Source organism: Acidovorax sp. KPB24-07 (assembly GCF_057543315.1).
Genome location: NZ_BAAJYS010000587.1, coordinates 1 through 1,612, shown reverse-complemented (window position 1 = coordinate 1,612; position 1,612 = coordinate 1). Strand labels below are relative to the sequence as shown.

General features: G+C 69.7%; 1 protein-coding gene. It reads right to left on the bottom strand.

The window, feature by feature from the left end; all coding sequences use genetic code 11:
* The coding region (locus tag AC27IQ_RS24125) for a TonB-dependent siderophore receptor (RefSeq protein ID WP_487091076.1) at positions 1–1,612 on the bottom strand (1,612 nt) is incomplete at both ends.

Sequence of the window (1,612 nt, the reverse complement as noted above, 5' to 3'; positions counted from 1 at the left end):
GTAGTAGGTCTTGTCGAACAGGTTGTCCACGTTCAGGCTCACCGAAAGCTTGTCGTTGATCTGGTAGGCCACCTGGGCGTTGAACAGCGCATAGTCGCCCGAGGTCAGGCGCACCGTGCCGCTTTGCGCGAAGAACTCGCTGCGGTAGCCCACGCCGCCGCCCACGCTCAGCCCCTGCAGCACCGGCCCCTTGAAGGCATAGCGGGTGGACAGGTTCACGCTGTGGCGCGGCGTGATGGGGCTGAACACCTGGCCCTGCTGCGACACGGGGGCCTGCAGGTACTTGGTGGCGGTGAAGGCGTAGCCGGCCAGCACGTCCCAGCCGGGCGCGACCTGGCCGCTCACCTCGGTCTCGAAGCCCTGCGCGCGCACCTTGCCGCCGGCCAGGGAGGCGGTGGGAACGTCCGGGTCGGCGATGGCGCGGTCCTTGTCCAGGATGCGGAAGAGGGCGAAGTGCGTCTGCAGGCGCTTGTTCAAAAACTCGCCCTTCACGCCCGCCTCGATCTGCGAGCCCGAACGCGGCGTGAGCAGGCGGCCCGCGCGGTCCAGGCTGGACTGCACCACGAAGGTCTCGGCATAGCTCGTGTAGGCCGACAGGTTTTCGTTCAGCTCGTAGATCGCGGCCACCGAGGGGATGAACTGCCGTCCGGGGTCGGCGGTGGCCGTGGTCTGGCCCGTGCTCAGCGTGCGCGTCTCGGCCTTGGCCCAGGACAGGCGCCCGCCGGCCAGCACCTTCAGGCGCTCGGCCACGCTGACCTGCGCCTGGCCGTACAGCGCGTTCTCGGTGCGCCGGGTGGCGCTCTGAAAGCCGGGCAGCGTGATGCTGGGGTAGGGCAGGTCGTACTGCGGATTGAAGATGTTGGCGGTGCGGGGCGCGCCGAAGGCGGAGTTGCCGTCCAGGCTTTCACTGGTCGTGTGGCTCACGCCCAGCAGCACGCGGTGCGTGCGGCCGGCCAGCGACAGCGGCGAGGCGATGTACAGGTCGTAGTTGCGGTCCTTCAGGTCCTGCTGGAAGTCCACCGACTGCAGCTGGTAGTTGCCGTTGGCCGCCACGGCCGAGTTGGCCCGCACCGAGCGGTACAGCGATTCGCGGTGCACGTCGCGCGCCACGAACTTGACCTGCCCGCCATTGGACAGGCGGTGCTCCAGCTCGGCGAAGGTGTCGGTGTTGTCCAGGTCCTGGCGGTTGGCGGCGATGCCCGCGAACGTGGAGCGCGGCACGTCCAGCAGCCGGCCGTCGGCATACGCGGGCAGGCCCTGGTCCACCGTGGCGCGCACCTTCTGGCGCGTGTGGCCGACCGACAGCGTGGTGGACGGGGTGATGTCCAGCTCCAGCGTGCCGTAGCCCAGGGTCTTGTCGTTCTTCAGCGTGGCGACGTGGCTGTCGCGGTCGTCCTTCACCGCCACCACGCGGCCGCGCAGCGTGCCCGCGGCGTTGAGCGCGCCGGTCAGGTCAACGTCGGCGCGGCGCATGTTCCACGACCCCGCGGACACGTTGGCGTTCAGCCCCAATGCGGACTGCGCGCGCTTGCGCACCAGGTTGATGGTGCCGCCGGGTTCGCTCGCGCCCTGCAGCAGGCCGGACGGGCCGCGCAGCACCTCGATGCGGTCG